This is a genomic window from Phycisphaeraceae bacterium (assembly GCA_019636655.1).
Lineage (GTDB): Bacteria > Planctomycetota > Phycisphaerae > Phycisphaerales > UBA1924 > JAHBXB01.
This window is the reverse complement of the sequence record JAHBXB010000006.1, coordinates 64,780-91,320: the sequence shown is the minus strand read 5'-3', so window position 1 is coordinate 91,320 and position 26,541 is coordinate 64,780. Positions and strand designations below refer to the sequence as shown.

General features: G+C 68.4%; 24 protein-coding genes. 11 read left to right on the top strand and 13 right to left on the bottom strand.

The window, feature by feature from the left end:
- Positions 1-17: 17 nt before the first annotated feature.
- Both KF745_14415 and KF745_14410 read left to right on the top strand, forming a co-directional pair.
- Positions 18-1,529, top strand: coding sequence for an aldehyde dehydrogenase (locus tag KF745_14415; protein MBX3359609.1), 1,512 nt, complete (start codon positions 18-20; stop codon positions 1,527-1,529).
- Between the two features lie 37 nt (positions 1,530-1,566).
- The gene (locus KF745_14410) at positions 1,567-2,004 is read left to right on the top strand and encodes a RidA family protein (protein MBX3359608.1); all 438 of its coding nucleotides are present in this window, start codon (positions 1,567-1,569) and stop codon (positions 2,002-2,004) included.
- Between the two features lie 20 nt (positions 2,005-2,024).
- Here the strand turns inward: KF745_14410 and KF745_14405 are convergent, their stop codons facing one another.
- From KF745_14405 to dprA, 4 genes are read right to left on the bottom strand one after another with little or no spacing between them, the layout of a single operon-like run.
- On the bottom strand, positions 2,025-2,672 hold the full coding sequence (locus KF745_14405; GenBank protein MBX3359607.1) for a cyclase family protein: 648 nt from the start codon (positions 2,670-2,672) through the stop codon (positions 2,025-2,027).
- A 32-nt stretch (positions 2,673-2,704) separates the two neighbouring features.
- Entirely contained in the window at positions 2,705-4,120 is a 1,416-nt protein-coding gene (locus KF745_14400) for an FAD-dependent monooxygenase (protein MBX3359606.1), read from the bottom strand.
- A 19-nt stretch (positions 4,121-4,139) separates the two neighbouring features.
- Positions 4,140-5,489, bottom strand: a complete 1,350-nt coding sequence (gene kynU / locus KF745_14395) for a kynureninase (GenBank protein ID MBX3359605.1) — start codon at positions 5,487-5,489, stop codon at positions 4,140-4,142.
- Positions 5,490-5,527: 38 nt separating this feature from the next.
- Positions 5,528-6,745, bottom strand: a complete 1,218-nt coding sequence (gene dprA / locus KF745_14390; GenBank protein MBX3359604.1) for a DNA-processing protein DprA — start codon at positions 6,743-6,745, stop codon at positions 5,528-5,530.
- A 59-nt stretch (positions 6,746-6,804) separates the two neighbouring features.
- Here dprA and KF745_14385 point away from each other — a divergent pair, with 59 nt between their 5' ends.
- Positions 6,805-7,332: a nucleoside deaminase gene (locus tag KF745_14385; GenBank protein MBX3359603.1), complete on the top strand. Its 528-nt coding sequence runs from the start codon at positions 6,805-6,807 to the stop codon at positions 7,330-7,332.
- A gap of 52 nt (positions 7,333-7,384) precedes the next feature.
- Positions 7,385-8,893, top strand: a complete 1,509-nt coding sequence (locus tag KF745_14380) for a SpoIID/LytB domain-containing protein (protein ID MBX3359602.1) — start codon at positions 7,385-7,387, stop codon at positions 8,891-8,893.
- Positions 8,894-8,912: 19 nt separating this feature from the next.
- Here KF745_14380 and KF745_14375 read toward each other — a convergent pair whose 3' ends face one another.
- Both KF745_14375 and KF745_14370 read right to left on the bottom strand, forming a co-directional pair.
- The gene (locus KF745_14375) at positions 8,913-10,829 is read right to left on the bottom strand and encodes a M61 family metallopeptidase (GenBank protein MBX3359601.1); all 1,917 of its coding nucleotides are present in this window, start codon (positions 10,827-10,829) and stop codon (positions 8,913-8,915) included.
- Between the two features lie 15 nt (positions 10,830-10,844).
- A complete protein-coding gene (locus tag KF745_14370; GenBank protein MBX3359600.1) occupies positions 10,845-11,276 on the bottom strand; it encodes an EVE domain-containing protein in 432 nt (143 codons plus the stop codon).
- A 208-nt stretch (positions 11,277-11,484) separates the two neighbouring features.
- Here KF745_14370 and KF745_14365 point away from each other — a divergent pair, with 208 nt between their 5' ends.
- Entirely contained in the window at positions 11,485-14,115 is a 2,631-nt protein-coding gene (locus KF745_14365; protein ID MBX3359599.1) for a hypothetical protein, read from the top strand.
- A 90-nt stretch (positions 14,116-14,205) separates the two neighbouring features.
- On the opposite strand, the gene KF745_14360 is transcribed toward KF745_14365, so the two are convergent.
- Both KF745_14360 and KF745_14355 read right to left on the bottom strand, forming a co-directional pair.
- Complete coding sequence (locus KF745_14360; GenBank protein ID MBX3359598.1) at positions 14,206-15,000, bottom strand: hypothetical protein; 795 nt, start codon at positions 14,998-15,000, stop codon at positions 14,206-14,208.
- A complete protein-coding gene (locus KF745_14355) occupies positions 14,997-15,581 on the bottom strand; it encodes a sigma-70 family RNA polymerase sigma factor (GenBank protein ID MBX3359597.1) in 585 nt (194 codons plus the stop codon). The genes KF745_14360 and KF745_14355 overlap by 4 nt, the downstream gene beginning before the upstream one ends.
- A 451-nt stretch (positions 15,582-16,032) precedes the next feature.
- Between KF745_14355 and KF745_14350 the strand changes: the two genes are divergently transcribed.
- The 6 genes from KF745_14350 (at position 16,033) to KF745_14325 (ending at position 20,561) form a co-directional block, all read left to right on the top strand.
- Entirely contained in the window at positions 16,033-16,659 is a 627-nt protein-coding gene (locus tag KF745_14350) for a DUF1559 domain-containing protein (GenBank protein MBX3359596.1), read from the top strand.
- 136 nt (positions 16,660-16,795) lie between these two features.
- A complete protein-coding gene (locus tag KF745_14345; protein MBX3359595.1) occupies positions 16,796-17,812 on the top strand; it encodes a peptidylprolyl isomerase in 1,017 nt (338 codons plus the stop codon).
- A 26-nt stretch (positions 17,813-17,838) separates the two neighbouring features.
- Positions 17,839-18,780: a deoxyribose-phosphate aldolase gene (gene deoC, locus KF745_14340; GenBank protein MBX3359594.1), complete on the top strand. Its 942-nt coding sequence runs from the start codon at positions 17,839-17,841 to the stop codon at positions 18,778-18,780.
- Positions 18,781-18,828: 48 nt separating this feature from the next.
- Positions 18,829-19,455, top strand: a complete 627-nt coding sequence (locus KF745_14335; protein MBX3359593.1) for a hypothetical protein — start codon at positions 18,829-18,831, stop codon at positions 19,453-19,455.
- The gene (locus tag KF745_14330) at positions 19,452-20,135 is read left to right on the top strand and encodes a hypothetical protein (GenBank protein MBX3359592.1); all 684 of its coding nucleotides are present in this window, start codon (positions 19,452-19,454) and stop codon (positions 20,133-20,135) included. Before KF745_14335 ends, KF745_14330 begins: the two co-directional genes overlap by 4 nt.
- Before the next feature lie 177 nt (positions 20,136-20,312).
- The gene (locus tag KF745_14325; GenBank protein MBX3359591.1) at positions 20,313-20,561 is read left to right on the top strand and encodes a hypothetical protein; all 249 of its coding nucleotides are present in this window, start codon (positions 20,313-20,315) and stop codon (positions 20,559-20,561) included.
- Positions 20,562-20,577: 16 nt separating this feature from the next.
- Here KF745_14325 and KF745_14320 read toward each other — a convergent pair whose 3' ends face one another.
- The 5 genes from KF745_14320 to KF745_14300 all read right to left on the bottom strand — a co-directional run bounded on the left by KF745_14320 (position 20,578) and on the right by KF745_14300 (position 26,456).
- The gene (locus tag KF745_14320; GenBank protein MBX3359590.1) at positions 20,578-21,777 is read right to left on the bottom strand and encodes a DUF4340 domain-containing protein; all 1,200 of its coding nucleotides are present in this window, start codon (positions 21,775-21,777) and stop codon (positions 20,578-20,580) included.
- 20 nt (positions 21,778-21,797) lie between these two features.
- Entirely contained in the window at positions 21,798-23,744 is a 1,947-nt protein-coding gene (locus KF745_14315; protein MBX3359589.1) for a Gldg family protein, read from the bottom strand.
- Between the two features lie 18 nt (positions 23,745-23,762).
- Positions 23,763-24,509 (bottom strand): ABC transporter permease subunit, encoded by a 747-nt coding sequence (locus KF745_14310; GenBank protein MBX3359588.1) that lies wholly within the window; start codon positions 24,507-24,509, stop codon positions 23,763-23,765.
- A complete protein-coding gene (locus KF745_14305; protein ID MBX3359587.1) occupies positions 24,506-25,516 on the bottom strand; it encodes an ABC transporter ATP-binding protein in 1,011 nt (336 codons plus the stop codon). Before KF745_14305 ends, KF745_14310 begins: the two co-directional genes overlap by 4 nt.
- Positions 25,517-25,715: 199 nt before the next feature.
- Complete coding sequence (locus tag KF745_14300; protein ID MBX3359586.1) at positions 25,716-26,456, bottom strand: DUF4230 domain-containing protein; 741 nt, start codon at positions 26,454-26,456, stop codon at positions 25,716-25,718.
- Positions 26,457-26,541 lie beyond the last annotated feature (85 nt).

Here is a 26,541-nt window from a genome sequence, read left to right as displayed (position 1 = left end):
GCTCGGGGGACGCCACCATGCCGACGCTTCCTGCGCAACTCGCGAACTTCATCGACGGCCGGTTCGTGCCGCCCGCGGGCGGAGCCTACCTGGACAACATCGAGCCTGCGACGGGCGCGGCGTATGGAGTCGTGCCCGATTCGGACGGACGCGATGTGCAGGCCGCGGTCGATGCCGCTGCGGGCGCGTTCCCGGAGTGGTCGGCCACGCCCGCGGGGGAGCGTGCGCGCATCCTCCTCAGGCTCGCCGACCTGATCGATGCCAACCTCGATCGGCTCGCCGAGGCCGAGTCGACGGACTCCGGCAAACCGGTCTCGCTCGCCCGCGCGGTGGATGTGCCCCGTTCCGCGGCGAACTTCCGGTTCTTCGCGACCGCGATCCTGCACACATCATCGGAGTTCCACGAAACGGACATCGCCTCCTCGGGTCCGTCGCCATCGAGCGGCCAGTCGGGCAGGGCGATCAACTACACGCTTCGCCGGCCGCGCGGCGTCGCCGGGCTGATCTCGCCGTGGAACCTGCCGCTGTACCTGCTGACGTGGAAGATCGCGCCGGCGATCGCGACGGGGAACACCTGCGTTGCGAAACCCTCCGAGGTGACGCCGATGACGGCGCACCTGCTGGCGGAGTTGTTCGGCGAAGCGGGGCTGCCGCCGGGCGTGGTGAACATCGTGCACGGCACGGGCCTGGGGTGCGGCAGCGAGATCGTCCGCCACCCAGAGGTTCCCACGATCTCGTTCACCGGATCGACACCGGTTGGGCGGTGGATCGGCGAGACCGGCGGCTCGATGCTCAAGCGGGTGTCTCTCGAACTGGGTGGCAAGAACCCGTTCATCGTGTTCGACGATGCGCGGCTCGACGGACCGGCGGGCGCGATCGAGACAGCCTGCCGCGCGGCGTTCACGAACCAGGGCCAGATCTGCCTGTGCGGCTCGAGGCTGCTGGTGCACCGGCGCGTGTTCCCCCGTGTGCTGGAGCAACTGGCCGAGATGGCTCGGGCCATGCGTCCGGGCGACCCTCGCGACGAGCGGACACAACTCGGATCGCTGGTCGGCGCGGCCCACCTGGAGAAGGTGGACTCTCTCGTGAAGGCGGCCCGCGAACTGGACGGGACGGTGCACTGCGGCGGGGCCCGGCCCGATCCGGCGTCGCTCCCGGCGCGGGTCCGTGCCGGGGCGTTCTACCTGCCGACGGTGATCAGCGGGCTCAATCCTTCCTGCCGCGTAGAGCAGGAGGAGATCTTCGGCCCGGTCGTCACGCTGCAGCCGTTTGACGACGAGGATGAGGCGATCGCACTCGCCAATGGAACTCCGTACGGGCTCGCGGCGACGCTGTTCACCTCCGACGCATCGCGCCTGCACCGCGTCGCCTCCGTCCTGGACGCGGGGATCATCTGGGCCAACTGCTGGATGGTGCGCGATCTGCGGACGCCCTTTGGGGGGATGAAGCAGAGCGGAGTCGGCCGCGAGGGGGGGTGGGATGCGGTGAAGTTCTTTACCGAGGCCAAGAACGTGTGCGTGAGGCTGTAGCGGCCGCTGACGGCTCCACCCCGGCGAGGAGTGCACCATGACGAACAACGCCACCAACAGCGCGAAGGCGGCGGAACCCGTCGGGGCGTATCCGCACGCACGGCGGGTGGGGAACCTGCTGTTTCTCTCGGGCGTCGGCCCGCGTCGGCGCGGCAGCAAGGACATCCCCGGCGTCACGCTCGACGCTTCCGGCGTGGTTGCGTCCTACGACATCGAGGCCCAGGTCCGCTCGTGCTTCGACAACGTGAGGGAGATCCTCGCCGAGGCGGGGTCGTCGTGGGACCGGATCGTCGACGTGCTCGTGTTCCTCACGGACATGAAGCGGGATTTCGCCGTATACAACCGCTTGTGGGCTGAGTACTTCCCGCCGGGCCCGAACCAGCCGACGCGCACGACGATTCAGATCGGGGCCCTCCCGCAGGGCGGCAACGCGCCGATCGCCTTTGAAGTGAAGATTGTCGCAACGGTTCCGTGACGGCGGCGCGCGGGGCGGGCCTACAGGCTGCGGAGCACGGCCCGGACCGGGCTGGCGTCGAACCCGACGAGTTTCAGCGGCAGGGCGATCAGTTCATAGGACCCGAGCGGAACCCCGCGAAGGTCGATCCCCTCGAGGATCGCCATGTCATGAGCCAGGATCGCCTTGTGCGCGGGGAGGTTCTTGGAATCGAAGAGGTCGACGCTGGGAGTGTCGATGCCGACTGTCACCACGCCCCGGGCCGCAAGGGCGTCGATCAGCTCAACCGAGAGCCCGGCAAAGTCTCTGCTGAAGTCCTCGGCATCGGGGTAGGTACCGGTGCGGATGAGTATGCGAGGGTGGCGAATCGCCGCGAGGCCGCGGCCGGCCTGCGTTCTGATGTCGTCCGGTTCCACGCGGAGGCCCCGCGCGACACCGGCCTCGACCACATCGCACGACCCGAGGTAGTAGTCGAGGGACCGCTCGCTGATCGCGGGGGCGCCGGCGCCGTAGTGGTTGGGACCATCGGCGTGAGCCCCCAGGTGGACGGTGGCGCGGATCGTGCTGAGGGTGATGCTCGCCCCCTTCTCGATCTCGCACAGCACCTCGCGCGACATCGGCGTGTCGCCGGGCCAGACGCCGAGCCGCTCCGTGACCGGTGGAGTGATGTCGTAGATCTTCGGCGGCATGGCAATCTCTCCTGTGGAGAATGACGGCATCCTCACCCGCCGGCGCGCAGGCGTCCGATGAGCATGCCCAGCGCAAGCCCACCGACGACAACGCCAGCCCAGATGGCCACGGCCTGGATCACCTGGGATTGCCGCTGCGCCCGCCGGCGCGCCTCGGCGTAAGGGATGGTCGAGAAGCTCACCATGTTGTAGAGCGGCACGAAGTGACCGGGAAGAATCGCATGGAGGGCGTGCTCGAGCTTCTTCTTTGCCCGGAATGCCCGTGACGCAACCTTGTCCCGCATCTCGATGAAGTTGGTGATCGCCATGTCGGCGATCGCCTCGGCGTTGTCGGTCCGATCCTCGCCGTACTGCGGCAGGGCCCTGGTCAGGTCGCCGCCGAACCGCTTGAGGCACTCGGCGAGCGCGGTGCAGTCCTCGAACGCGCAGTTCATTCCCTGCCCGAAGAACGGGACGATCGCGTGGGCGGCATCGCCGATCAGGACGGTCCCGCCGACACCGCCCGTGATCTGCCGCGGCTTGGAGCCCGGCGTCCACCAAGGTGCGCACCGCACTGTGACCAGCGAACTGACCGGGTTGGTCAGATAGTCCTGCACGAAGGAGGGGCTGAGGGCGGGGAAGTCGGGGTAGTTCCCCTTGAAGAACCGCTCGACCTGCTCGGGCGTCTTGAGGTTACCGAACCCGTGAGGCCCTTCGAAGGGCCAGAAGAGCGTGCAGGTGAAGCTCTTGTCCGGGTTCGGCAGCGCGATCATCATCGAGCCGCCCCGCGGCCAGATGTGCAGCGCGTTGGGCTCCATCGCGAACTCGGGCCCGGAGCGCCCCCGGCGGGCGGGGATGTGGAGTTCCTTGTACCCGTGACCGAGGTATGACTGGCTGTACTCGAAGCGGTCCTGGATCTGCATCCGGGCGCGGACCGCGGAGAAGGCGCCGTCGGCCCCGATGACCAGGTCGGCCTCGACCCTGCCGGTGAGCCCGGCGCCGCCTTCCTCGGCCGGCCGCTGGTCCTTGAAGGTCACGCTCGGTGCGTCGAGGCCGACGTCGAGGCACCGCTGGTCAAAGTAGAACTTCACGCCGGGGCGTTTCGCCGCGGCCTCGATCAGGAGGAGGTTGAGTCCGCCGCGGGAGATCGAGTTGATCGCGTCGGAGCGATTCTTGCTGTAGGCCTGGAAAGCGAGGGGGCCCGAGACGGGGTGCACCATCCGGCCGCGCATCGGGATGGCCTCGGCAAGGACTTTTTTGTCGAGCCCAGCGCCGGCGAGGCCCTTGATGCCCCGCGCCGAGAGGGCGAGGTTGATCGATCGTCCGCCGACGTACCCCTTCTTGCGCGGGTCCGGGCGGCGCTCGTAGACGTGGATCTCGTAGCCCAGGTCCGCGAGGTAGCACGCCATGAGCGAACCGGCGAGCCCGGCCCCGACGATCACGACCTTCTTGCCGTCTCCGATGGCCATCGGGGCTCCTGGGAGTCGCTCACGTCAGGGCGGATTCGAGCGCCTTGCCGAAGCGCCACACGTCGTGGAACGAACAGTACAGCGGCGCCGGCGCGGCGCGGATCACGTTCGGCTCGCGGAAATCGCACACCACCCCGGCTTGGGTCAGGCGGTCGAAGAGCGAGCGGCTCGGGTTCTTCTTCGCCCGAGCCCCGCCGTCCCCGGCGCGCACCGCGAGGGAGAGGTGGGCCCCCCGCTGCCGCGGATCCCGCGGCGTCACGATTTCAACAGCCTGTCCCGCGACGGTGTCCACGATCCACTCAAGGTACCCGGTCAGGGCGAGCGACTTCTTCCGCAGCGCCGCCATCCCGACCTGGTCGAAGATCTCGAGGGAGGCTTTGAGCGGGGCCATCGCCAGGATCGGCGGGTTGCTGAGCTGCCAGCCGTCCGCCCCGGGCCTGGCAACAAACCCGGGCTCCATGCGGAAGCGAGTCTTCGGATCGTTCCCCCACCAGCCGGCGAACCGCGGCAGGGAGGAGTCCTTGGCGTGTCGCTGGTGGACGAAGCAGCCGGCGACTGCGCCGGGACCGGAGTTGAGGTACTTGTACGAGCACCACGCGGCGAAATCGACGCCCCAGTCGTGCAGCCGCATCGGCACGTTGCCCGCGGCATGGGCGAGGTCCCAGCCGACCATGCAGCCCTGTTCCTTGCCCGCTGCGGTGATCTTCTCCATCTCGAACCACTGCCCGGTCAGGTAGTTCACCGCGCCCAGCATGACCAGGGCCACGGTCTCGCCCTCGTCGCGGAGGTAGTCGACGATGTCCTCGGTGCGCAGGGTCTGTTCGCCCTGCCGGGGCTTGAGCCGGACGACCGCCTGGTCCGGGTCGAACCCGTGGAACGCGGCCTGGCTGGCGACCGCGTAGCTGTCCGACGGGAAGAGGGAGTCCTCAACGACGATCTTGTAGCGGAAACTCGTGGGCCGGTAGAACGACACCATCATCAGGTGCAGGTTGGCCGTGAGGGAGTTCATCATCACCGCCTCGCCGGGCTTGGCCCCGACCAAGCGGGCACCCATCTCGCGGAAGACCTCGTGGTACGAGAACCACGGCTGGCGGCCCTTCAGGTGCGCCTCGACCCCCAGGCTGGCCCAGTCGTCCAGCTCCTGCTCAACGGCCGCCCGCGCCGATCGCGGCATCAGGCCCAGCGAGTTGCCGACCAGGTAGACGCAGTCTCGCCGGCTTGCCCCCTTGCCAGTCGCCAGGCGGGATGGAAACTCGAACTCCCGGCGCCAGGGCGCGAGCGGATCGGCCCGGTCCATCGACCGGGCGAACGCCTCGTCGTTGCGGTAGTCCGTTCGTCGTGCCGTGCCTGCGCTCGCCGCGTGTGCCATGCAGGCCATTATGGCACGGCGCTCGCGGTCGTGCGGGGTCACACCCTGGCGATGCGAGTGCCCACTCGCCTGACCCGCCGCTGGATCTCCAGCATCGTGACCTCCCCCCGGAGCGCACCGACGTCCATCCCCGTAGCCCGCGACAGTTCATCGACCGTCATCGCGTCGGCGAGCGCCTCGACGATCACCCGCTGAGAGTCGCTGAGTCCGACTCCATTCCACGGTCCGCCGCTCGATTCGGCGTGGGTCGCGGCAGGCAAGTCTTCGCCGACGCCCTCCCCATCGCACGGGGCCAGTTGGAACCTCGCCGCGTGCGTCCCCAGGAACTGGTGCCGCGCCGGCCCCTCGAGAGCCTCGACGACATCGGCCGGGTGGGTTACCAAGGCGGCTCCTCCGGACTTCAGAAGCGAAAGCGTCCCCTCGCTCGCGGCAGAATCTACCCGGCCGGGCACGGCGAAGACCTCGCGGCCGTGGGACTCCGCGGCGTCGCGGGCCGTGATCAACGCCCCTGACTTGCGCCCCGCCTCGATCACGATGACGCCGAGCGAGAGGCCCGAGATGATCCGGTTGCGCGCGGGGAAGTTCTCCGCAGTGGGCGGAGTCGACAGGGGAAGCTCCGACACCAGCGCCCCGCCGGAGGAGATCATCGAATCGAACAACTGGACGTTGTCGGGCGGGTAGCGATGAGTGAGGCCGCAGCCGAGGACCGCGACCGTCACCCCGCCGGACGAGCCCGCCCCCGCCCGCATAGCCCCGCGGTGCGCGGCGGTGTCGATGCCTCGGGCCCCTCCGGACACGACCGTGAGGCCGGCCTGCGCCAAGTGCATCGCGAACCGCTCCGACTGCTCGATGCCGTAGGGAGTGCATGAGCGGGAGCCGACGATCGCCACCGGGTAGCCATCGGATGACAAGGCTTCGGCCCGCCCCAGCACGTAGAGCACCGGCGGGGCGCCGGGAATCGTGCGAAGCAGAGATGGGTACGCCGGTTCATCCCAGCCGATGATGCGAGCACCAAGCCGCTCCGCTTCGGCGCACTCCCGCTCCGCGAGTCGCGACGCCTCGCGCAGACCCGATGCGGCCTTTCGAGCGCGATCCGCTCCGAGTCCCTTGATCCCCCGCAGGGTGGTCTCCGAGGCCGCGACGGCGGCCGCCGGGGAGCCGAGCGCCTCGACGGCTCGCCCAATGAGTACAGGGCCGAGGCCGGGCACCAGGGTGAGGGTGAGAAGATCAAACGTGCTTGGATCGATGTTCGGCATTCGAACGGATTGTACTGAAACTACCCTGTGTTGCAACTCCATCCCGCGAACCCCCTGCCATGAGAGGACCGACGATGACCATGGACCGTGCCACCCTCGATTCGATGGTGTTTGAGGCCGCCCTAGAGCAGGCGCGCAAATCCTTGCGGGAAGGCGGGTTGCCCATAGGATCGGCCCTGATGGATCCCCGGGGGACAATCGTGGCGCTGGGCCACAATCAGCGCGTCCAGACCGGCGACCCGACTGCCCACGCGGAAACTGTCTGCATCCGCAACGCCGGCCGCCGGCGCGACTGGCACGAACTCACCCTGGCGACCACCCTCAGCCCGTGCGCCATGTGCTCGGGCACCGCGGTGCTCTACCGGATCCCGAGGCTTGTCATCGGGGAGCACACGACGTTCCTCGGCCGGGAGGACTGGTTGAGGCACGAGCGGGTCGAGATTGTCCTGATGAACGATCAGCGATGCATTGATCTGATGCAGGCAGCGATCCGGGACAACCCCGGGCTGTGGAACGAAGACATCGGGGTCCCGGACGAGATCGCGCCCGAGTCCAACCCGTCGCCGCTCCGCGGGCACAGGTCCTAGCGCCAATCCTGCTCCCGGGCGAGGGCACCGGCCGATCAACACAGGCTTCCCCATGGACTTTGCAAGGACGCTGCTTATGTCGCTGGAGCGCAGGCCCAACACAGTGATCGCGGTCGGTTCGGTCATCCTCGGTGCGTCGTCGCTGATGCTTGGGATCACGCTGACCTCGTGCGACGCCAGTCGATCGTCCTACCGGTCCACTCGGATTGCCGATCCCGTCACCCGTCCGACGCCCGCCGCGCCGGACGCTGTCGGGAATGTCTTCGCCGTCGCGGGGATCAAGGGTGAACCCGAGATGCGCATCCGCATCCTCGAGTCCGCGCCACGGGCGACGTTCTCCGGGGTTGATTCCATTTGGCTTGGCCCGGTCATCGGCAGCGGGTCCGCCGGCGCTGCGGAACGCACGCGGGGCGCCTACTTCACGCCCCCGGTCGAGGTTGTGCTCGCCGCGGACTCCTGGGTCGTCCGCGACAATGCCGGCCAGGAGAGGCGACTGCCCGCCCGCGGGGCGCAGGCCCGCGAGTTGGAGGTCGAGGGAGTGATGCGGGACAACAAGCCCGCATCCACGGCCGTGAACGGCCAGCGGTTCGCAGGGCGTTTCCGGCTCGCGCCCGCGGCCGCCCGCCGGCCGACGGCCGATGTGTCGCAACCGGCGCCCGTGACGCTTCCCTCGAGTTTCGACGTGATCGAGTACATCCCGATGGAGGAGTACCTCCCCGGGGTCCTGGCCAAGGAGCTGCCGAAGGACTGGAACCTCGCGGCGTGCATGGTCCAGGCGGTGTGCGCCCGCAGCTACGCCATCCACGAGCGGAACCGATCCGCCGCGACGGGGCGGGCGTTCGACGTCGAGGCCTCCACCCGGGACCAGGCGTACGCGGGCGCGACCACGCTGCCGAACGCGATCGACGCGGTGGCGCAGACCCGCGGCATCATCCTGACTACGGACGGGGCGGTGCTCCGGGCGTACTACTCCAGCACGTGCGGCGGGCGGACCGCCGCGGCCAGGGACACGTGGCCTACGTCGAAGGGCTTCGAGTTCAACCTCGTTCCGCCGCTGCAGGCGTACGAGCGGGCCCACTATTGCCAGGCCTCGCCGCTGTACACGTGGACGGTCGAACGACCGAAGGACGAACTGGTCCGCCGCTTCGCCGTCTTCGGCGAACGCAACAACTACCTGATCCGGCAGATCCGGGACCTGGCGAAGATCGAGGTGGTCCGAACGAACGCCACGGGGCGTCCGGCGGAGTACAAGATCATCGAGCCCGGCGGCAAGTCGTACATCCTCAAGGGCGAGGAACTGCGGCTGGCCTGCAACACGGAGGAGCCGCCGATCGCCGGCGTGTCGGCCGGCCTCCCCCCGATCACCCGCGCGACTCGCGTCAACTCCAGCGACTTCGAGGTCGTCGTCGAGGGATCGACGGTCGTCTTCTCCGGACGCGGGTTCGGGCACGGCGTCGGCATGTGCCAGTACTGCACCAACGCGATGTCGAAGCGCGGCACCGACTGGCAGGACATGTTGCACGCGTTCTACCCGGGCGCCCGCGTCGTCAAGGCGTACTGATCAGCCCGTGGCGCCCGCGTCAGTTGGAATCCGCCTTGGCCTCGGCCGCGGGTCCCGGCCACCCCTGGCCGAGCCACGAGGAATACTGGGCACGCTGCTGATCGCTCGGGTGCTCCACCCGCCTGAGTTTCCATGACCCCGCGGGCTTTGACGCGAGCGTGACCGGGATCTCCTTCAACGCGTCGCGCCGCAGCACCGTCAGCCGGACCACCTCGCCGGGTCTGAGCGGCTTGAGCCGTCCGGCGAGGTCGTTGGCGCCGAGCCGCACGCCGTTGAGGGCGACGATCTCATCGTCCGCGTTCACCCCCGCCGCGTACGCGGGCCCGTCGCTCGGGATCGACTGGACCACCGTCCGCCCCGACTTCTCCGCGAGGTTCAGGCCGAGGTAGGCGGCGGGCGGAAGCGGCTCACCGTCCTTTTTCTCCGGCTCGAACACGAGCTCAAGCCCGACCACGCCGGTGTGCGCGGCGAAGTCCATCGGCTGTCTCCCGGCGATGTGGTCCCGCAGCACGGGCGCCATGTCGGACCCGGTGAGTTCGTTGAGCGCCGCCAGCACATCGGCCGTGGTGTACCCGGCGGACCCGAGCGGATGCCGGCGGTACAGGTCCCGCATCACGTCGTCGAGCGAAACCCTGCCGTCCGTGCGCTCCCGCACCAGCAGGTCCAGGTACAGCGACGCCAGCGCCCCCTTGCCGTAGAACGATACCGTCGAGTTCACCGCGTCCGGGTCGGGGCGGTTGAACTTGATCCAGGCGTCGAACGACGACTCCTCCAGCGACTGCTCCGCGGCCCCGGGGCGGTCGGCCTCCGCCGCGATGGCCCGTTGCAGCAAGGCCAGGTAGTCGTCCGGCTTGATGATCCCGGCCCGGACGAGGCAGAGGTCGTCGTAGTAGGAGGTGGTCCCCTCCGCGACCCAGAGCAGTTTCGTGTAGTTCTCGTGGGCGTAGTCGTAGGGTGTCAGGTCCGCGGGGCGCAGCCGCTTGACGTTCCAGGTGTGGAACATCTCGTGCGAGATCAGGCCCAGGAACTTGTCGTAGGCCTTCGGATCGTCGAGCGCGTTCCGGGGTCCCTGCGCCACGAACGAGTTGAGGTGCTCCGTGCCGCCGGAGGCCCCGGCCGTCAGGTGGATGATGTACACGTAGCGCGCGTAGGGCAGGTCCCCGAAGATGTCTCGCTGCGCACGCACGATCGCGGCGAAGTCCCGCGCCAATCGCTCCGGATCCCGCACGGAGGCCCCATCGCCCCCGCCTCGTCCGGTCCAGACCACGATCTCGTGCGGCACCGAATCGACCTCAAAGTCGATCCGCTGGAACCGCCCGATCTCCAGCGGCGAGTCCACCAGCGTGTCGTAATCGGGCGCGGCGTACTCGTGCGGCATCCCGGGGACCGCGTCGAGACCCGTCGCGACCTGCCAGCCGCCCGGCGCCTCGATCCGCACGGCGACGGGCTCGCCACGCCGATCCGGCACGTACATCAGCACGGTTGAGGGGGAGATGAACGCGTGGGTGTCGTCCACGTGCCGGGTGCGGTCCCCGAGCGCATTGGCGTAGACCCGGTAGGACGCGATGACGGCATGGCTCCCCTCGGTCGTGATCCGCCACGTCGCCTTGTCCGTTTTCTCGACCGGCAGCGATCGTCCATCAGCCCCGGTGGCGCTCATGCCGCGGATACCACCGGCGGGATCCAGCACCAGGTATTTACCCGGCCGCCACACCGGGAGCGCGAGGTCCAGCGCCGGCGCATCGACCCCCTCGATCGTCATGCGCACATCGATCATCTGCGTCTGGGGATCGGGGAGCGAGACGGTGTACCTGATGCGTGGCGACCCGCCGCCCGCCCCGCTCGGGGTCCGTGGACCGCCGGCCTGCATCGCGCACGCTGCAACGGCGAGAAGCGCCGCGGCGACTACCGCTCCCACATGAATCACGCTCGGCATCGACGGGTGTCCTCCTCAAAGCCCTGCGAGTGTGCTGATCAGGTCCGCGACCGACTCGGGGACCGGCATCACGCTCAGCCGCGGCAGGCGGACGAGGTCGAACCCGGGCACCGCAAACCGCTTGTCCGCCTTGACCTGATCCAGCGTGACGGGCGAACGTGCGGCCTTCACCGGCTTGAGGTCCACGACCGCGAACTTGGGCGCACCCGCGGCGTTCGTGCCCGGGTTCGCCGGGTCCTCGTAGGGGCCGCTCACTGCTTTTGCCAGACCGACCACGGCCCGTTCGTCCCCGGTGTGGTACACGAAGACGCGGTCGCCCTTGCGGACACTCCTGAGGTGCCCGAGCGCGGCGTTGTTCGTCACGCCGCTCCACATCGTCGTGCCTTCGTGCACGAGGTCCGAGAACGAGTATTCGCCCGGTTCGGTCTTGAACAGGAATGAGGCCATGGTGCCAAAGCCTAGCGGAGCCCGCCCCATCGCGCCGACTCGCCCGTTCGTGACGGCTCCGTCGGGGGCCGTCGTGCGAAGTTCCGGTTCGGGGCTTTCAGCGCCCCGTGCCACGCGCCGATAGACCCGGGTGCCGATCCCTCACCGGCGGCACGTGCGCCGCGGCCGAGCGGCGACATTCTCGGACATTCGAATCGACGGAGCGTGCATGTCGACCGACCCGGCCAAGACGAATGCGGACCGCGCCAAGCCCGGCACTCATCCCAGCCCCACATTCTCCGCCGATTCGGATGCGATCCTGCGGACGATCGGCGAGATGGAGCAGCAACTCGGCGGGCTCCGCTGGGCACGCGAGGAGACCCAGCGTCTCGAGCGGGACCTGGACCGTCGACGCGAGGCGATCGAGAGCGCCGAGTCCAAGCTCGCTGCCCGGTCGGAAGAGCTCGAACTCGGTCGCGCCGGCTTGGCGGAGAAGACCAAGGAACTGCAGGAGCGCGACCGTCGCGTCGCCGCCGAGCGCAAACAGATCGAGGCCCGCGCCGCGGAGCTCGAGGCCAGGGCGCAGGAGATCGATCAGCAGCAGCGCGGCGTCGCCGACCAGTTGAGGCTGATCGAGAACGATCGCAAGGAACTGGACGCGCGGGCCAACCGCGTGGACCTGAAGAACGGCGAGATCGACAAGCGGGCCGCCGCCCTGGCGGCGGAGCGCCAGGAGGTCGACGGCCGCGCCGCATCGCTCAAGTTGCAGCAGGAACAGTTGGCCGCGGAGGCGAAGGAGATCGAATCGCAGAAGCGGGATCTCGATTCCCGGCGTGCCGCCGTCGAGGCCAAGGAGAAGCAGGTTGCCGACCTGGAGGCCTCAATCCAGTCCCGCGACGCGCAACTCTCGCAGATGACCGCGGCGATCGAGGCGCAGCGCGCCGAGCTCGACGCCCGCTCCGCATCGATGGCGTCGACTCATGCCGAACTCCAGGCCCGCGCGGCGGAGCTGGACCAGGTGCAGGCCCGCATCGAGGCCAAGCGGCTGGAGGCCGAGGCCGCCCGGAACGAGTCGCAGGAGATGCTCAAGCAGGCCGAGGCCCGCAACGCTGAACTCGACAAGGCCCGCGCGGCCATGGATGCGAGACAAGCCGACGCGGACCGGGAGCGGGAGCATGTGGCCGCGCAGCGCCGGCAGGCCGAATCGCTCCGGCGCCAGGCCGAGGAGCTCCGCGCCGAGTCATCGCAGCAGGCCGAGCGACGCTCCCTGGAACTCAAGCAGCAGGCCGAAGAACTGGAGGCCCGCGAGGAGCGGATGCGCCAGGTCGAGCGTCTCGCGGCCGAGAGCGTCCTGGAGGCTTCCCGCAAGCGTGACGAGGCGATCGCCGGGGCGCAGCGCGCCGCGGAGCGTCTCACGGCCGTCGAGCGCGAACTCGACGGGCTCCGCTCCGGCGCCACCTCAGCATCCGAGGTTGCCTCCACCGCCCTTGATCGTGCTCGCGAGGACTCCGAGGCCAGCGCCGGGAGGGCCAACGCGGCGATCGCTCGGGCCGAGCAGCTGGAGGCCCAGGCCGCCGACCTCCGCGAGCAGGTCAAGCAACTCACTGAGGATCTCTCGACGCGACTGGCCGAGGCCGCGCAGGTCCGCACCACGCTCGAGGCCCGCATCATCTCCCTCGAGGACGAGGCGGTGCAGGCGGCGACCACGCTCGCTGACACGCTGGCGAAACTGGAGCAGGCGTCCGCCGTGTCGCCCGAGGACATCCAGAAGCGGGACATGGCCATCGAGGCCCTCTCCAAGCAACTCGACGAGGCCCGCGAGTGGGGCAAGATGCTCGAGGCCGAACTCGCCTCCAAGCCCGAGTCGCCGACCGATGCGTCCGAACCCGCCGGTGGTGTCACGCGGAACGATGCCGCGCCTGCACCATCCGTTCCGGCCGCACTCTCGGCCGATGCGCAGTGGGTGGCCCTCCGGCGCGTCCGGCTGGCCAAGTACAAGTCCCTGCTGCAGGTTCAGGCCCGCAAGATCCTCACCGCGAAGGAGGCCCTCGCCAAACGTCGAGCCGAGTGCGACACGGTGCTCGCCCAGCGCGTCAAGCTCGCCGAGGCCGTCGAGGCAATCCGCGCCCGCGAGCGGCACCTCGCCGCCAAGCGCGCCGGCGTGGGGGCCGCGGCGATCGTGTTCTACAGCATCGGCATCGCGGCGCTCCTCGGGATGGTCTCCTGGGCGGTCACCAACCAGATCGTCCCCGCAACGTACATCGCCACCGCCATTCTCTCGGCCGACACCCAGGGCCGCGAGGCGGGTGAGGGTGAGCTCGCCGGCTGGCAGCAGTACCACGAGGGGTTGCTTGTTGACCCGAAGATGATCAACACCGCCGCGGAGCGGTACGGCAAGCGCGGCATGGCCACCCTGGCCGTCCCGCAGGAACTCGCCGCCCGCCTCAAGCAGGATCTCGCCCTGCAGACCAAGGGCGACGGCGTGCTTGTCCTCGAACTCAAGGGCAAGGGCACCGAGCGGACGGCACGCGAGCTCGACACCTTCGTCACGGCCGTGGCGGCGGTCGCGAACGCGTCCCGCTCCGGACGTCCCGACGGATTGGCGACCACGATCGCCCAGTCGGCCAAAGTCGGCCATGAGCCGGTTGAAGATCCTCGCCTGACGTATGCCCTCGGCTTCGCGGGCGGTGGCATGCTCGCCGCGGGTCTGCTGGGGGTCATGATCTGGAGCCGGCTATCCCGCTCCAAATCCCAGTATGAAGAGGATCAGCGCATCGGCGAGGCCATGGGCGGCCTGTCCTGGGAAGGTGTGCCCACAGCCCCCCACCGCCCGGCCCCGCAGCCGCCCGCAGCGCGCTAGCCGATCAACCCGGTGAATCCCGCAGGGATCAAACGAAAGCGGGCCGGGCGACGCTCGCCCGGCCCGCTCCATTCTTGATTCGTGATCAACTCAGGTTCCCGCGCTCCGGAGGAGCGGGGTCTGCCGGCCAGCGGCTTTTTCCGAAGGCGCCAGGATTGCCAGCGAGCACCCTTCCGGGATCGACTTGAGGTCCAACCCCTTGATCGGCTGGAACGACTTGTTCCCCGCGGACTTGAACGTCAGCACCGCGGTCCCGACGGGGTTCCCCTCGCTGTCGACGATCGCCAGCGAGTAGGTGCCCTCGGATGCCGGCAGGTCCTTGAACAGGAGCTGCCCGCTGCCCGTGGCGTTGTCCATCAGCAGCACCGCGCGCCCGCTGGCCTCGCCCGAGAATGACACGAAGCGGGTGCCTGGATCGAACAGACGCTGCTCGAACCGCGGTCCCCAATCCCTGATCCACGCAGCGGTCTCGAGATCCAGGCTCAGCTGCTTGGTGATGTTGTCGAACTGGCTGCGCATGTGGGCGGTCGTCAGCCCGAAAACGATCGACGCGGCCACACACCCGATCGCCGCGGCACGCCACACCGGCGAGACCCCGCGGCTCGGCAGGATCGCCGGCGAGATGCGACCGGCAATCGTCCGGCCGGAGACGGCCTGCATGGCATCACGGACCGCCGCGAGCACGCGGGCGCGCAGCCCCGCCGGCGGCTCGCCCGCGGGGAGGATGGCGTCGTTGCGCGCCAACCGGGCCTGCTCCCGACGGATCTGGGCCTGCACCGCCGGCGCCGCGGCGAAGAACGCCCGTTCGAACGATTCCCGCTCTTCGTCGTCGAGCAGGCCCATCGCGTCCAGGGTTGCCATTTCCAAGAGTTCGTACGTCGTCATGGCGAAAGTTCCTCGGTAGGCCCGCGCTCTCGAAGTCGTACGAGGGCGCGGCTGAGGGCCGATTTAACCGTTCCAATCGGCGTGTTGAGTTCTTCCCCGATCTGCCTGAGGGTCTGGCCCCCCAGATATGCCCTGATCACCACCGTCTTCTGCAGTTCCGGCAACTTCGAGACTCGCGCCAGCAAGGCGTTGAATCGCTCGTCCCGGTCCATGTTCCTTCCGACCACATCGGTCATCGCTTCCGGCTGGGCCTGGCGTTCGTCCAGCGCCGAGGGCTTGAGCCGGGCCTTGGCCCTCCGCAACCGATCCACCAGATGCCGCCGCGAGATCAGCATGACCCAGGTCACCAGGGCTGCTCGCTTGGGGTCGTACCGACCCGCCGTGCGCCACAAGCGGACAAAGATCTCCTGTACCGCGTCTTCCGCATCCGCCCGGGTCGGCATCGCCTGAACAGCCAAGCGATACACCAAAGAACCGAACCGGTCGTACAGATCGGCGACCGCCGATTGATCGTTGCTCGCGACACGCTGCATCAAGCGCAGATCGGCTTCATGGATCGCATCGGAAGGAGACGAGGTCATCGCGCTCATCCGATTCGGGCTGCGCCCGATGCAGTCAACCAGGAACGGCACTCGATTCGTGGAGATGCCTTGGCCGCAAAACACGGCCACGCCACTTGATACGACAAACTCGGTGTCACGGATGCGTCCCCTGATCGTGTTTCCCACCCACTGAAATCGCTAATGTAGCGTAACCCGGACCTGCCTTCATTGTGAAGGGCGAAAAAGGAAAACGTTAGGGTAGACGGCGTTTTTTTCGCCCGAGAGCGAACAAGGCTCTTGCTCCAAGCGTCGGCTCTTTGTACAGTCTCAACAGGTGGGGTATCGCTGGAGGGTTCAAGTGGCACGCATGGCGTCCGGCCACTCATCCCGCGCAACATTTGTAAAGGCAGGCCCTTCGAATCGGCGAGGGTTTACCCTTGCTGACATTCTGGTCAGCATTGGGGTTATCGGCGTTCTGATCAGCCTGCTGATGCCCAGCCTCGCGATGGTCCGCGAGACGGCCCGCAGGGTGGTGTGCTCATCGAACGTGCGCCAGCATGGCCTTGGTGTGGCGATGTACGTTGAGGATTACCACGATCAGTTCCCACCGAGCGTTTTCTCGGCGCAGTACCGGGATGCTGGTTCCCCGGAACAGATGGACACGCTGCGACTCGAAGCACCCGCGGATGCCTGGGATGGCCTTGGTCACCTCTACGCCGGCCAGTACCTGGATGCACCCGGCGTCTTCTACTGCCCATCTCATCGCGGCGAGCACTCGCTGGCACGCTACTCGCGCCGCTGGAACGGCCTTGAGGACGGGCAGATCATCGGCAACTACCACTACCGCTCGTCCACCTCGGATGGGCGGAGGTTTACCTTGTTCAGCCAGCCGACGCTCGCCGTCGTCTCAGACAGCATGCGCACCTACGCCGATTTCAGCCACCGGGTGGGGACCAACGTGATGCGCGTGGACATGAGCGTCGCCTGGTTTGCCGACTCGGCTTCCCGGTTCATCGCGATGCTGCCGACCAACGATGTCGATCCACGAGCCCAGGAGAAGATCGAGGGCGCGTGGAACATGCTCGATGGCCCGGCCACGTCGTCGGCCTCTCGCTAATCGCGTTGCGATGTTCCGCGAACTGACACGCCCCATATTCAGCGTGTCGCGGTGCCAACTTCCGACCTCCAATGTCGAGACGCTCTGCGGCCCAGGCGGTACAGTCCTATTCCAGCCGCCCAGGAGGACCCCGCGAATGCGCCACGACATGCTTGACCGAGCCCGCGCGGCCCTCGTCGCCGCGGTCTGCCTTGGGCTTTGGGCGCACCTTGCCAATGCCCAGCTCTCGCCCGACCGCACCTATTACGGGATCAACCGTGCCGCGCCGATGACGGTGGCGATGCCCGCCGGTGTCGATGGCGCCGCCGAGATCGCGCTGCTCGAACCCGAAACCGCCAAGGTCCTCGACCAGAAGCCGGTGCAGCCCGGCGGGGTCGACATCGCCGCGATCTTCCCGTCGCTGTGGACGACGCAGACTCCCAAGGTCGTCTACGCCCAGCTGCTCGTCGGCGGCAAGAAGGTCGGTCCCGCCGTAGTCATCCAGCCCATGGTTTCGGCCGCCTACCCGGTCGTCATCGACCCTGTCTCCGGGATGCCCCGGTTCCCCCTCGACTCGCGCCGCCGGGTCTACTCCGGTTTCCGCGCCTACGTCGACAAGCACGTGGTGCTCGACACCACGGCGGGATCGATCGAGATCGAACTCCGGCCCGACGCCGCCCCGACGACCGCGTGGAACTTCCGCGAACTGGTCGAGGGCGGGTTCTACACGGACGTGATCTTCCACCGCGTCGTGGCCGTCAACCAGCAGGGCAACCCCTTTGTTATCCAGGTCGGCGACCCCACGGGCAAGGGCGAAGGGGGCCCGGGCTACAACATCGACTTGGAGCCCAGCACGCTGCCCCATGACTTCGGCGTGGTCTCGATGGCGAGGAACGACGACCCGAACACCGCGGGCTCGCAGTTCTTCCTCTGCCTCAGCCGCGACGGCACGGCGGCACTCGACGGCCGGTACACGTCGTTTGGACGCTGTGTCAGCGGTGCGGAGACAATCCTTGCCATCGCGCGGACGCCGATCCTCCCGCCGGGGTCGGACGGACGCGACCGCCCCGCGAACCCGCCGGTCATCCGCACCGCGAAACTTGTTGATGCGCCCCCGTACGGCGAGGGCCCGCGGCCGCTGCAGGACCCTCGCACCGTCCCCATCCGAAAGTGATCCCCGAGGTTTCCCAGAGACCGGCCATGAAACTGCGGACCGTTGATCGTGTCATGCTCGAGGCTCGCGCCGCGTCGTTCCAGGCGCGATCGATCAAGCAGCCCGCGAAGCTCGCCGGGCTGCTGCTGGCCATGTCGATGATCGACCTGACCACCCTCGAGGGAAAGGACACGCCGGAGAAGGTCCGAGCTCTGTGCCGCAAGGCGATCCGTCCCGGCGACGGGCTGGCGCTGGAATCGGCCGAACTGCCATCGGTCGCCGCGGTCTGTGTCTACCCCACGTTCGTCGCGCTCGCGAAAGAAGAACTGGCCCGAGCCGGCGGGCGCCACATCAAGGTCGCCTCGGTGGCAACAGGGTTTCCCAGCGGCCAGTACCCGCTCGACGTACGCCTCGAGGACACACGCCGGGCCGTGGACGACGGCGCGGACGAGATCGACATGGTCATCAACCGCGGCGCGTTCCTCGCGGGCCGCTACGACGAGGTGGCCCGGGAGATCCGCGAGGTCCACGCCGCGTGCGAGCGCTGCGACGGCACCCACGCGCACCTCAAGGTCATCCTCGAGACCGGCGAGCTCGAGACCTACGACAGTGTTCGGCGAGCCAGCGACCTGGCCATCGAGGCCATGGCCGATTCGTCCGGCGATTGCCGCGGCGGGTTCATCAAGACGTCCACCGGCAAGGTCCAGCCCGCGGCGACGCTCCCCGTCACGCTCATCATGCTCGAGGCCATCCGCGACCACCATCTCGCTACCGGTCACATGGTCGGCATGAAGCCAGCGGGCGGCATCGCCTCCGCGAAGCTCTCCCTTCACTACCTGGTCATGGTCAAGGAGACCCTCGGCGATCGCTGGCTGACTCCGGAGTGGTTCCGCTTCGGCGCCTCCAGCCTCGCCAACGACATCCTCCGCCAGATCCGCTGGCTCACCACCGGTGTCTACTCGGCGCGGTACGACTTCTCGGAGGCGTAGCAACCGGCTCGCGAGCGCCGGGCCGCGCCCACAGCGATCGGATCGCCTATGAGCCGTCGCCTCTCGATCCTCGGGTTGTTCCTGCTGCTTGGCGCCTTGGCCACAGTCGCCGCATCGTGGTCGTCGTTCCTGCTCCTGGACCGCCAGATGACCGGCGAGGCCACGCTTCCAGCGTCGAAGTGGCCCTGCAGCGTGCCCGGGCACTGGGAGGCGCCGGGCTCGACGGTCGTTTCATGGAACCTGTGGCGGACGTGCGCTCAGACTCGCAGCGCCGGCGAGTTCGGCCCCCCCGGAGGAACGAGGGCCCCGGTTCCGAGGTTTGAGGTCAACACGTGGTCCTTCGGGTTCCCGGTCCGGGCACTGGAGATGACCTACCTCGCGGACCACGGGCCGCTGATCGCCACCGGCGGCGCTTCGATCGTCGCTCGCCGCGGGGTCATCGAACTGCCTGACGCTATCGCTTCCCGGATTCGCGCCAGCGCGTTGCCGTGGGTCCCCGTGTGGCCCGGGTTTCTCATCGATTCGGTCACCTTCGGGGCGGCGCTGTGGGTACTGACCGCCGTTCCGATCGCATGGCGGCGCGGGGCCCGCGTGCGCCGGGGCTTGTGCGCGCGGTGCGCATATGCAGTCGGCAACCTCGCGCAGTGCCCCGAGTGCGGGCACACCCGTCCATGAAGCGGGCAGCGATCATCCTGGCTGGATTCCTCGCGATCGGAGTGCTGGCGAACGTCGCCGCCGCGTGGCTCTGCATCCTCCTGAACAGCGACCTCTCGTACGAACGACCGGAATGGACGCAGTGGCCCGAGCGGGAAGGGTTTCTCGAGGTCTCCACGGTGGATGGACGCTCCGCCCGCGGCCTCTCGGTGCTGGTCATGGTTGGCTACGTCCCCCTGCTCCGGGAGGACCAGGCCCTCGGAGCCGGTGACATCGCGTGGTGCCGCCGGGAGATCCTGGTCGCGGGCTGGCCCTTTCCCGCGCTCGCCTGCGACGCGTTCCATGGCACACAGGGGCTGATCGACACCGGTGACTCCTCGTTCGCACGATCCGGGGTTGGCCTCGGCTCGCAGGCGTGGACCACCGTCGAACCAAACGGGATGACATGGCACATCGCCAACAAGCGGCTGCCTGTTCAGCCGGTGTGGCCGGGGTTTCTGTATGGCGTGCTGCTGTACGGTGGTCTCCCGGCGGCGCTCGTGCTCGGCATTGGTGCGTTCCGGCGTCGCTGGCGGCGTTCCAGATCCCAGTGCGAGCGATGCGGCTACCCCATCGGCCAGTCCCCCCACTGCTCGGAGTGCGGGAACGCTCTACCAGTCGCGGTGACGCCGCGACCGATCGGCGCGGTATCCTCGGGATGAGGCCCTCGCTCGACCCTGGCCTCACAGGATCACCCCATGAAGCGTTTGCTGCTTGCACTCCTCGTGCCCCTCGCCGCGTGCGCCGCACCGGCACCAACGCCTGCCCCAGCACCATCCGGCCAGTCCACCCCGGCCGCCGCGGAACCAGGCACGCCAGCGCCTGCCAACGATGCCGGCATGGTTGAGCGCACAGGTCGCCTTCGCGGCGGCATCATGGCAATAGGGGGAGAGCACACCGGCTGGATCCTCCAGCCGCCGAGTGACGACGCCAAGCCGATCGAGGTCGACGTCTCCCGCGTGGCGAGCGACGCCGCCGCGCTGGACTCCATGCCCGTCACCATCCGCGGCAGGCTGATCCAGAAGAAGTCGGTGGAGCGTGGCGAGCGGACGATCCTGGTCGCCGAATCGATTGCCCCTGCGTCGTAGCGACTGTCTAGCCGTCTCAACCGCCCGGTGTCGGCGCCAACGGCGTCGGCGGCTCCGATGCGGCGGGCGGCGGAGCAGTCGGCTTGAGCCACTTCTCCATCCGCGGCGTCAGCACCGCGGCCTTGTAGTCGGGCAGTTCAAACACCCAGCCCGAGAGCTTGGCGTTGAGTTGTTCGGCCTCCTTCTTCACCTCGTCCACCGGCCTGAGCGCCTTGCGGGCGCGGTCGTCCGGCGGCGGCTGGTCCGCCGGTGTCGGCTCGGGCACGGCATCCGTGGCGTCGGCCTCGGGTGTTCGCGCCGCGGGGTCGAAGCCCGCCCAGAACGTCGCCCAGGTCCGGCCGTCCTTGTTCGTCGTAGCGACCTTGACCACGAGCCCGTCGAACGTCCTGAACTCCGACGCCGGGCCGGGATTGGACTCCATGTCGACCGCGGTCGCCGGCTGCACATCGGCGAGGGTGAGATAGGTGATCGCGCCGCCGAGGTTCTCCCCGATCGACGGGCTGGTCAGGTCCCGCCCCTGCGGGACGTCATCGACCCCGAACACGGGCGTCTCGGGCTTGCTCCGCGAGACCGAGAGCCGCTCGCCATCGGGATGCTGCACGCTCGCAGTGTGAACCCGTTCGCGCGACACGTTCATGATCTGCCGGTCGACCCATGCCATCGGCTCGCTCGGAACATCAACGCTGCCCTGCGCGAGCCACGACTGCGCCTCCCCGGCCTTGCGCACAAAGACCTCCGGCACCTGGCCAAACTTGGCAGTACCGACGATCAGCGAGGCCAGTTCCTGCCCCTTGTCGTCGCGGAGAGTGATCAGCGCGCCGCCCGCCGCCGCGGCCGCTTCGGTCGCGGGCTCCGCGCCCGGGTCCTGCACGCCGATCTTTGAATAGGACTCGGGCTTGCTGGTCTTGGGCTCCACAGGCCGGAGGTCCGCCATTCCCACGAGCGTCGCCTTGAGCGCCTCGAACTGCACCGGATAGCCGTTGCGTTCCGAGAGTCCCCAGGAGCCGTCCTTTCGAGCGACGGTCCACTCCTTTCCGGCTCGCCTGATCGTGACCGACGCGACGTCGTTGATCCGATCCCCCAGCGCCGGGAACAGCCTGGCGCTCTCATCCCGGTGGACCGCTGTTTCCTCGCGTGCACTGCGGGTCACGACCACCGCCGCGACCACGACCGCCGCCGCCACCCCCGCCAGCACCAGCACGTTGGAGTTCTTCATCTCAAGGTTCTCCCGCGGGCTCAGGTCCGCGCCTCGGGCCTTCCCTCATCGCGACGGCGGTCCACCCGCCGCCGCTGCACCCGCCACAGGCTCAGCCCGATCGCGGCGCACCCGACCAGTGCCGGGACCAGCGCGATGTTCAGCACCTTCAGCCGCGTCCCGAGCCCCTCGATGTCCTTGCGCATCTGGTGCCGGACATTGCGGAGTTCCTTGCGGGTCTCCACCGCCTGGACACGGTACTTCTCGATCTCGGCCTGCTGCTGCGGCGTCAGCAGCAGCGCCTGGCTGCCGTCGGGCCGCTGGCGCTGCAGTTCGGTGATGCGCTGCTCGGTCTCCCGCAGCTTGGTCTGGAGTTCCGCCTCCTTCTGCTGGTACTCCTGCTCGGCCTGTTTCTGGATCTCCTTTACGCGGTCGAACGGCCTCGCAGAGCGGCCCCGCGCCCGCACCCCGATCAGGTCGCTCGAACCCGAGAGGTTGTCGAGGGCCCCGATCACCAGGTCGCCGTTGTCGGCGAGTTTCGTGTAGCCGATCAGCATGTTGCCGATCCGCTCCTCCTGGGACCAGAAGCCATCCGAGAGCATGTCGCAATCCGCCACGACGATGATGCTCGCCGGCTCGGAGCACTCGCTCAGGTGTGTTCCCCCGGCCGGCGGCGGATTGGGCGCCTCGCCCTCCTTCGGGGGCGGTTGGGCGGGACGTCCGCCGGGGAAGGCGGTCTTGAACTTCCCGGTGACTCTCGCGGCGACGGCCAGCGGCTTGCCCCCCGAAACGAACTGGCTCAGCAGCGTCTTGGGCCCATCACGCTCCATCAACGCCGTTTCGACCGCCTGCACATCCATCGGCGCCGCGTCCGAACTCGTCCGCACCAGCGGCGTGAACTGCGAGCCCGCGCCGTCCTTCGCCTTGAGCACCCCCGCGGCGGCCATGTTGAGCGACTTGAGCTGGCCCGTCACCGGATCGGACGCGTCCATATTCTCGGGTCCAAGGCCGATCCATGCCACGAAGTGCGCCCCGGCGCTGACCTGCAGCGCCGATCCAAGGTCCGCCGCGACCCGTTGCGGCTCCATCTCCAGGCCCCACGCCTCCATCAGTGCCGGCAGGTTGGACGACTTGGGGATCCCCATCGCCTGCATCGGGTTGATCCCGGGCGGCACATCGACGACGCAGAGCGGATCCACGAACAGGAGCACCCGGCCGCCCCTCATCACGAACTGATCGACGGCGTACTGCGTCGCCTCGCTCATCGCCTTGGGGTGGATGATCATGAGCACCTGCACATCCGCCGGGATCTCCGCGGCGTCGCTCGGCACCGACTTCACATCGAAGAACTCCCGCATCTGTCGGACGATCTGCCACGGCGGCATCCCCTGGCCGCGCGTCATCGGGTTGGCCTGCATCCCCTCCACCGGCAGCCACGTCATCAGCCCGACCGTCTTCTTTGCCGGGTCCGACAGCAGGTACACCAGCCGCGTGATCTCGTATTCCAGGAACTGCTCCCGGTCCGGCCGGAAGAACGGCACGGTCTCGGTGCGGTCCGTGGCGTTGCGCCCGACGAGTCCGAAATAGAAGCGGTCGCTCCCGGGCCGCCCCGTCTCGGCGCCCATCAGCCCCGCCTCAGCGGCCTTGTCCTCCGCCTCCGGGGAGGCGTCCGGACTGACCACCTCGAGCCTGATCTTCCCCTTCGAGGCGCTCACGAACTCGCGCAGGACCTCCTTGACCCGGGCGGCGTACGCCTTGTACGGCGCGGGCAGTTCGTTGGCCGTCTTCTCCGAGTAGTACAGCGTGAGGGTGATCGGCTCGTCCAGTTTGGAGGCAATCGCACGCGACCCGGGGGCGAGCGTGTAGAGCTTGCCCTGCGTCAGATCGATCCGCGTGGACCGCAGCCCCGCCCCCGCGAGCACGTTCACGCCGACGAAGAGCACCGCCAGCACGGCGAGCACGATGAGCGACACAAGTCCCTTGCTCATGGCCTCACGCCCCTTCCTCTACGACTTCTTCGACTCGACCACGACCGCCGTCCCGATCAGGAACACCGTCATCAGCGACACGAAGAACACCAGGTCCCGCGCATCGATCACTCCCTTGCTGATCGAGTCGAACCGCGTCAGGAACGAGAACGACGCGATCGCGTCCACCACCGCCTGCGGAGCCCACCCCGTCACGGCGCTCATCACCGGGTCGAACCCCGCGATCAGGAACAGGAAACAGACCACCACTGTGATCACGAACGCGATCACCTGGTTCCGCGTCATCGCCGAAACGAACGATCCGATCGCCAGGTACCCCCCCGCCATCAGGAGGCTGCCGACGTACCCGGCCACGATCACGCCGTTGTCCGGCTTGCCGAGGTAGTTCACCGTGATCCACACCGGGAACGTCAGCGCCAACGCCACCGCCGTGAACAACCACGCCGCCAGGAACTTCCCGGCTACCGCGGCCGGCAGCGGGATCGGCAGCGTCAGCAGCAGCTCCAGCGTCCCCTGCTTGCGCTCCTCCGCCCACAGCCGCATCGACACCGCCGGGATCAGGAACAGGTACAGCCACGGATGAAACCCAAAGAAACTCGAAAGGTCCGCCTGCCCCCGCTCGAAGAACGCCCCGAGCGCCCCGGAGAAGGTGAACATCCCCGTCACCAGCAGGAAGATCACGATGAACACGTACGCCACCGGCGTGACGAAGTACCCGCCCAGTTCCCGCTTGCACACCGCCCACGTGCGCGCCACGCCGGTCATTGCCCGCCTCCCTTCACAGCCCCGCCGCCGCTCCCCGACTCGGCACCGCCCCCGCCCGGCCCGCCGGTGATCGATCGGAACACCTCGTCGAGCCGCCCGGTCTCGACCCTGATTTCGTCCACCTCCCACCCCTTTACCCTCGCCGCCTGGCTGACCTCGCCCAGGATGGCCCTCCCATCACGAGGGAACACGATCACGCGAACCGTCCCGTTCCCGGCCGCCGCGGACCGCTCCCCCGTCATCTCCTGCACCCCTGCCACGCCAGCCACTCGCGACAACTCGCTGGTGATCGCCCCCGCCGCGCCGCCCCGGACACTCATCGCCACCGCGTTGTGGTACCGCGACCGCGCCTGCAACTGCGCCGGCGTCCCATCGGCCACCACGCGCCCGCGGGCGATGATTACCGCCCGTGTGCACACCGCCTCCACCTCCTCCAGGATGTGCGTCGACAGCAGGATCGCCTTCCGCGGCGACATCTCCGAAATCAACCCCCGCACCTCCGCCTTCTGGTTCGGGTCCAGCCCGTCCGTCGGCTCATCCATGATCAGCACATCCGGATCATGCAGGATTGCCGCGGCGAGCCCGACCCGACGCTTGTACCCCTTCGACAGTGTCTCGATCGGCTGCCGCATCACCCCCTCCAGGTGCACCGTGTCGGTCACCTCGGCAACCCGCTTGGCCCGCGCCGCCCCCTTGAGCCCGCGCACCTCCGCCACGAACCGAAGGAACGACTCGGGCGTCATCTCCGGGTACGCGGGCGCGCCCTCCGGCAGGTAGCCAATCTTCTCCTTCACTGCCAGCGGCGACTCGGTGACGTCAAACCCGCACACCACGGCCGTGCCGCTGGTGGGTGTCAGGAAACCGGTCACCATCTTCATCGTCGTGGATTTCCCGGCGCCGTTAGGCCCCAGGAACCCGAGCACCTCGCCCCTCTGCACCTGAAGTGAAACCCCGTCCACCGCGACAAAGGGCCCGAACCGCTTGGTCAACTTTCGAATGTCGATCATGGTGGCTCTGCTCAGATCAGACTCCGAACACTCACCCGCAAACCAGCGATCTGATTGGTATCCCCCTCCACCCCCGGTCGGCAAGCGCAGCCCGACCACGCATCGGGACGCGCCACCGAGGACGATCCGTCACGTGCACGACCGCGGGCCGAAAAGCCCGCGGCGACGCCAACTTGGAATGAAGGTGCCCGTTGCCGGGCTACGCCGCGGCGCTCGCCGCTTCGATCGCCCGGTCAGCCGACCGCTCCGCCGGCGCATCCCCCGACAGCCGAGCCGCGAACGGGACGCCCTCGTCCCACACCACCTCGACGCGAACGCCAAAGAGCTCCATCAGCGACTTGAGATGCCGCTCCGCGCTGAGCTTGGCCTCGCGCAGGTACCGCTCGTCGTTGGACTTGTACAACTCGGCGGCCTGCTCCTGGGCCCGCTTCATCAGGTCGCGCTGCCGGTCCGCCGTCATCGGGATCACGTCCAGCAACCCGAGCACCCGTGCGTTCTGGATGTCGTACGGCGTGATGTCAATCGTCCGCAATGACCCCTCGATCTTCGGCAGCCGCACCCTGAACCGCCCGCCCCCGGTCGGCACACCCGCCGCCACCTCCGGCTCCAGGCGCTCAACGTCCTCGGTCCGCACGCGCGACAGGTCGACGAAGTACTGCTTCTCGAAGTTGAAGATCATCGCCAGGCGGGCCTGGCTCAGCAGCAGCGGCGGCAGCCACGCCCAGCCGGTCGTCGCGGTCGCGATCTCCTTCGCGAACACCTCCAGCGCCACCAGCTTGCCCACTGCGCGCACCCGTTCCGCAATGGTCTGCGTGACGATGCGCTCCTGCCGGCGGCGCGAGCCGCTCCAGCCGCGGAACTTCCGCGTGACGAACCACACCCCCAGACCGCCGAGGGCCAAACCCGTCCCGATCAGAATGAGCGGAGTGATGTCGATCATGGTGTAGACCTTCTTTGGAACTACACCCCACCGGTTTCAATGGTTCGGCGATCACGCCCAAACCCCGCCCAATCCGCCGATTCTT

Coding starts and splice junctions, on each gene's coding strand:
- KF745_14415 (MBX3359609.1), top strand. CDS start 18: ATGCCGACGCTTCCTGCGCAACTCGCGAACTTCATCGACGGCCGGTTC.
- KF745_14410 (MBX3359608.1), top strand. CDS start 1,567: ATGACGAACAACGCCACCAACAGCGCGAAGGCGGCGGAACCCGTCGGG.
- KF745_14405 (MBX3359607.1), bottom strand. CDS start 2,672: ATGCCGCCGAAGATCTACGACATCACTCCACCGGTCACGGAGCGGCTC.
- KF745_14400 (MBX3359606.1), bottom strand. CDS start 4,120: ATGGCCATCGGAGACGGCAAGAAGGTCGTGATCGTCGGGGCCGGGCTC.
- kynU (MBX3359605.1), bottom strand. CDS start 5,489: ATGGCACACGCGGCGAGCGCAGGCACGGCACGACGAACGGACTACCGC.
- dprA (MBX3359604.1), bottom strand. CDS start 6,745: ATGCCGAACATCGATCCAAGCACGTTTGATCTTCTCACCCTCACCCTG.
- KF745_14385 (MBX3359603.1), top strand. CDS start 6,805: ATGAGAGGACCGACGATGACCATGGACCGTGCCACCCTCGATTCGATG.
- KF745_14380 (MBX3359602.1), top strand. CDS start 7,385: ATGGACTTTGCAAGGACGCTGCTTATGTCGCTGGAGCGCAGGCCCAAC.
- KF745_14375 (MBX3359601.1), bottom strand. CDS start 10,829: ATGCCGAGCGTGATTCATGTGGGAGCGGTAGTCGCCGCGGCGCTTCTC.
- KF745_14370 (MBX3359600.1), bottom strand. CDS start 11,276: ATGGCCTCATTCCTGTTCAAGACCGAACCGGGCGAATACTCGTTCTCG.
- KF745_14365 (MBX3359599.1), top strand. CDS start 11,485: ATGTCGACCGACCCGGCCAAGACGAATGCGGACCGCGCCAAGCCCGGC.
- KF745_14360 (MBX3359598.1), bottom strand. CDS start 15,000: ATGACGACGTACGAACTCTTGGAAATGGCAACCCTGGACGCGATGGGC.
- KF745_14355 (MBX3359597.1), bottom strand. CDS start 15,581: ATGACCTCGTCTCCTTCCGATGCGATCCATGAAGCCGATCTGCGCTTG.
- KF745_14350 (MBX3359596.1), top strand. CDS start 16,033: ATGCCCAGCCTCGCGATGGTCCGCGAGACGGCCCGCAGGGTGGTGTGC.
- KF745_14345 (MBX3359595.1), top strand. CDS start 16,796: ATGCGCCACGACATGCTTGACCGAGCCCGCGCGGCCCTCGTCGCCGCG.
- deoC (MBX3359594.1), top strand. CDS start 17,839: ATGAAACTGCGGACCGTTGATCGTGTCATGCTCGAGGCTCGCGCCGCG.
- KF745_14335 (MBX3359593.1), top strand. CDS start 18,829: ATGAGCCGTCGCCTCTCGATCCTCGGGTTGTTCCTGCTGCTTGGCGCC.
- KF745_14330 (MBX3359592.1), top strand. CDS start 19,452: ATGAAGCGGGCAGCGATCATCCTGGCTGGATTCCTCGCGATCGGAGTG.
- KF745_14325 (MBX3359591.1), top strand. CDS start 20,313: ATGGTTGAGCGCACAGGTCGCCTTCGCGGCGGCATCATGGCAATAGGG.
- KF745_14320 (MBX3359590.1), bottom strand. CDS start 21,777: ATGAAGAACTCCAACGTGCTGGTGCTGGCGGGGGTGGCGGCGGCGGTC.
- KF745_14315 (MBX3359589.1), bottom strand. CDS start 23,744: ATGAGCAAGGGACTTGTGTCGCTCATCGTGCTCGCCGTGCTGGCGGTG.
- KF745_14310 (MBX3359588.1), bottom strand. CDS start 24,509: ATGACCGGCGTGGCGCGCACGTGGGCGGTGTGCAAGCGGGAACTGGGC.
- KF745_14305 (MBX3359587.1), bottom strand. CDS start 25,516: ATGATCGACATTCGAAAGTTGACCAAGCGGTTCGGGCCCTTTGTCGCG.
- KF745_14300 (MBX3359586.1), bottom strand. CDS start 26,456: ATGATCGACATCACTCCGCTCATTCTGATCGGGACGGGTTTGGCCCTC.